7 protein-coding genes are annotated in these 4,295 nt (G+C 35.5%); all 7 read left to right on the top strand.

What is annotated here, in order from left to right; translation table 11 throughout:
- On the top strand, window positions 1-1,146 hold a 1,146-nt coding region (locus PL9631_RS19790), incomplete at its 5' end, for an AAA family ATPase (RefSeq protein ID WP_083623002.1).
- Window positions 1,130-1,300: a hypothetical protein gene (locus PL9631_RS19785; RefSeq protein WP_156090640.1), complete on the top strand. Its 171-nt coding sequence runs from the start codon at window positions 1,130-1,132 to the stop codon at window positions 1,298-1,300. The genes PL9631_RS19790 and PL9631_RS19785, both read left to right, overlap by 17 nt.
- A 39-nt stretch (window positions 1,301-1,339) precedes the next feature.
- Window positions 1,340-1,912: a hypothetical protein gene (locus tag PL9631_RS19780; RefSeq protein ID WP_083623001.1), complete on the top strand. Its 573-nt coding sequence runs from the start codon at window positions 1,340-1,342 to the stop codon at window positions 1,910-1,912.
- 953 nt (window positions 1,913-2,865) lie between these two features.
- Complete coding sequence (locus PL9631_RS19770) at window positions 2,866-3,270, top strand: hypothetical protein (RefSeq protein WP_083622997.1); 405 nt, start codon at window positions 2,866-2,868, stop codon at window positions 3,268-3,270.
- A 73-nt stretch (window positions 3,271-3,343) separates the two neighbouring features.
- Entirely contained in the window at window positions 3,344-3,745 is a 402-nt protein-coding gene (locus PL9631_RS19765; protein ID WP_083622995.1) for a DUF6876 family protein, read from the top strand.
- 71 nt (window positions 3,746-3,816) lie between these two features.
- Window positions 3,817-4,020: a DUF2997 domain-containing protein gene (locus PL9631_RS19760; protein ID WP_083622993.1), complete on the top strand. Its 204-nt coding sequence runs from the start codon at window positions 3,817-3,819 to the stop codon at window positions 4,018-4,020.
- Between the two features lie 94 nt (window positions 4,021-4,114).
- Window positions 4,115-4,295, top strand: a 181-nt coding sequence (locus PL9631_RS26280; protein ID WP_197046443.1) for a hypothetical protein, incomplete at its 3' end; no start/stop codon positions are given.

The following is a 4,295-nucleotide window of genomic DNA, read 5'->3' as shown; positions in this document are numbered from 1 at the left end:
GAAGAAACAACAATTGTAGATTTTGATTTACCAAGCATTGAGGAAATTTCTTTATTGGTAAATAATCTGGTAGGCAAAAAGTTAAAACTATCAGGTGAAAGTCTTGAACAACTTCTTAAAGCCTGTCAGGGGTTAACTCGGTGTCGGATAGCCCGGGTATTAGCTAAATGCCTAGCCAGGTCTGGGAAAGTTGATGAAAGTGCCATCGGGGTAGTCATCGAGGAGAAACGCCAAACTATTCGGGAAACTGGGATTCTTGAATTTATACCTGTACAGACTGGGCTTGAGTCAGTTGGGGGTTTGGAAAATTTAAAGGCTTGGGTTAAATTGCGATCGCATTCATTTACCGATGCTGCACGGGCTTATGGGTTGCCTAGTCCCAAAGGTGTGCTACTTGCAGGTATTCAAGGTACAGGGAAAAGTTTGAGTGCTAAAACCATTGCTGCTGAGTGGAAATTACCTTTATTGAGATTAGATGTTGGAAGGTTATTTGGTGGGATTGTTGGTGAAAGTGAATCAAGGGTCAGGCAGGTAATTAAATTAGCTGAAGCTATAAGTCCAGTTGTTTTGTTCATAGATGAAATTGAGAAAAGTTTTAGTAACAATCAATCCGATGGTGATTCAGGAACCAGTAAGCGAGTATTTGCCACATTATTAACTTGGTTAGCTGAAAAAACCGCTCCCGTATTTGTTGTTGCTACTGCCAATAATGTTGAGCTTTTACCTGCTGAATTAATCCGTAAAGGAAGACTTGATGAATTGTTCTGGCTATCTTTGCCAACACAATCAGAACGGGAACAAATCTTTAAAGTTCACTTAAACCGCTTACGTCCTAATAATCAATTCAACTTAGAGTTATTAGCTAATCGTTCTAAAGATTTCTCAGGAGCCGAGATTGAGCAAGTAATTTATGATGCTATGCAATTTGGGTTTAGCGAAAGTCGAGAGTTTACAACTGAGGATATTTTAGATGCGATTGATAATTGTGTTCCGTTAGCTAAAATTGCCAGTCATCAGATTGAAGCATTGAAAGATTGGGCTAGTCGTAGTGGGGCTAAATCAGCTTCTTTATCCCCTCAAATAGATAGTAATTCGCTACCGCTTTTAGAAGTTGATTATCAGGAGAATTATGAACAAATCAACTAAAGAATTAATTCATCTAATTCAAGAACTGGAAAATCATCTAAATTGGATGTTAGAAAATGAACAATTAAATAGTCAAACTTTAGACCAGAATATTGTTGATTCCTTCAATAATATTCAGCAGATGTTTAATGAGTTGACCACTAACCTAAACTAAAATTNTGAGCGCCAACGGGCTGAGTTGAAAGAAGCCTACATGAACCTAAACCGTCAACAGTTAGCTGACAGTGATAATTTCCGACAACAGTTGGATTCGCTCTATCAGGAACGTAATGATTTAACGGTTAAACTTTCTGAAGCTGAACAACGTTTACTTGAAGTTTCTGACCTTGAAACCAAAGAACGAGAACGTAATGGTGAAATTTCTCGACTCAATGGTCAACTCGAAGCCCGTGAACGAGAAATATCTGGACTTCATTCTCAAACTCAAGAACTTCAAGCTCAAATTGGGGAGAAGGAAGTTCTGGAATCTCAAATGGAACAATTGCGATCGCAACTTAAAGAAGCCAGTGAGACAATTATTAATTTACAATCTCAACAAAAATCTACGGTTGCCCTAGAAGTTGATTCCCTTGAATCTGAACAAATCGAAGAACTTAAATTTGAACTTGAGGAGAAGATCGCCGCCCTCAATAAAGCTGAACTCCAGTTAGTAGAACAGGACGGGGAAATCAACAGCTTGAGAACTCAACTCAAACAAACTATCATTCCCCCAATTCCTGCTTCGGTTACTTCTATTAATTCGGGTAAGAAAAAAGTTGCTAAATAATCAATAACGTTATTCCCATAGCAGAAAGTGTTTTGGGAATAACAGAATAACAAATAACAGGGATAACAGAATTTGTTATGGGAATAACAGAATAACAAATAACAGGGATAACAGAATTTGTTATGGGAATAACAGAATAACAAATAACAAGGATAACAGAATTTGTTATGGGAATAACAGGATAACAAATAACAGAATGCTGATATGCAAGAAAATCAAGATATTCAGGAAAGGATTAGAGAATTAGAGCAAAAAGTTGAAGAACTAGAGGCTCTAATAAAAANTCGGGGATTACTGGCAATTCACGCAGGAAAACAATCGGTTCATCCTTTTGATTATCCTTTGGGATTAAGTGAAATTCTTGATGATTCAAAGATTACTCAAGATAACCTTAGTAAAAATAAGCAGAAAATTATCGCCATTGCCACCTTGAAGGAAATTCATTTAATGACCGATAAATTCATTAATGAACAAACACAAATTGAACGGTTAACGGGCTTTTGGCAACCTGGACGTTATGCGTGGGAATTGATTGATATTAAAACCCTTTCTGAACCTATTCTAGTACGAGGAATGCCTGGATTATGGACTGTTCCCGATGACATTTATGTTCAAATTCAACAACAATTAAGCAACTAAATATGAACAAACAATTTGTTAACTTACAGCTTTTCAACTTATCTCAAAACCTCCTAGAAATAGTTGGGCTACCGCCCAGAGGTTGTAACTGTAAAACCTGTGAATCTGGGATGGTTTTTGAGTGCTACCGTTGCCACAAACTTGTTCCTTGGTGTCATGGCGCAACTGATGATTACCTTGATTGGTGTAATTCTTGTGTTAGTGAGTACATGAGAATTGAAGGATTTCCTACAGACTAACTTTTTTCTCCCTTAATCAGAACAAGTGATCAATTAGGGGATTATCAATATTAACAATAACTACCAACAAAAACTATGAGTATTTATTTCGGATTAGCGATTTCATCAACAATGTTTCCAAAAGAATGTGTAATTGTTCGGAAAGAAATTGACTCAAAATCCCCTAATTCTATTTTGAAGTCTTTGATTAACGCTTCTATAATTATTTGTGATCCTTTTCATAAGAGGATAATTAATATTTTAGAATCTCGTTTTTCTTTAAATATCGATCTGCCGCCAAATCGACCAATTATTAATTTAAAAAATGGAGATATTTTAATTATTGCTGAAGTAAGTGGGTTGCCTATTACTAGCTGGCATAAATATTCTCAAGATGAAATTGATGGTGCAAGTATAATCTTTGTTCAACATAAAATTCATACAGGTGTTGTACATGAAACTGAAGAAACTACCATTAAAGGAGATGAATATTTTGCTTAATTAAATTCATTATTTTAAGTAATTGATTAGGGGAGCTACCGCTTTTTGATTCTGATGTTTTATCGGAAATCAAATGCTAACAGCAGAACAACTGAAAACGGAATTAAATCAATTCAATGGAACCGAAAACTATTACAAGCATTCTCACGGATTTAATTATACTGATGGGATTCAATTTCTAGCTGAAAATGCCGAATGCTATTGGCTATTAGATGCTATCGGTTCCTATCAGCATAAACTTCGATTAAATTCAAGACTTCGAGATTTTCAACTTTGGCTTTTAGTTGTTGGGAATAATCACGAATTCATTAAGCCTAAGAAACCTAAGAAAGCAGTTTTAACTTGTTGGGAAGATACACCAGTCTTAGGTGTTAAACCAGCAGTTAGTCAACAAATTCCATTTACTGATTTCCCCATGAGTGAAATTAAGCTTTACTTTGAAAACAAAGTTTTGCTACTGCCAGATGAACGTTAAATAGTTTTATCCCTTAATCAAATCAAGTAATTAATTAGGGGACTGTAAACTTTTCATCAAAGGAGAAAGTAATGCAATATTACAAAGTTGAATTTACCATCAATCCCGATGGCACAATAACCGAAAAAGTTCTCAATGGCTCTGGCAATAGTTGTACTGAAATTACTAAGGATTTAGACCTTGGTGAAGTCAAATCTCAACAACTTTTACCCGAATATCAAGAACAAAATCAAATCAATCCAGAACAAGAGGAAAACTTATGGCAAGGATTCTAATAGTTTTATTAGTTCCAACTCTTTTTCTAATTACGATGTTGCTTCTCAAACATCAATTCTATCTAAACCAAAATCATTAACTCAGGAGTAAATCATGTCACATCTAACAACTATCAAAACCTCAATCAAAGACCGCTTTGTCCTTAAACAAGTTCTCAACAAATTAATTGAATCTCAACTTGATATTCTAACAGGAGCAACTCTCGAAACCAATAGCGTTATTGAAGATTATTATGGCAATAGCATAATAGCAGACTTTGTTATTCGACGACCCC

This window comes from Planktothrix paucivesiculata PCC 9631 (genome assembly GCF_900009265.2).
Lineage (GTDB): Bacteria > Cyanobacteriota > Cyanobacteriia > Cyanobacteriales > Microcoleaceae > Planktothrix > Planktothrix paucivesiculata.
This window is presented reverse-complemented; position numbering and strand designations above follow the sequence as displayed.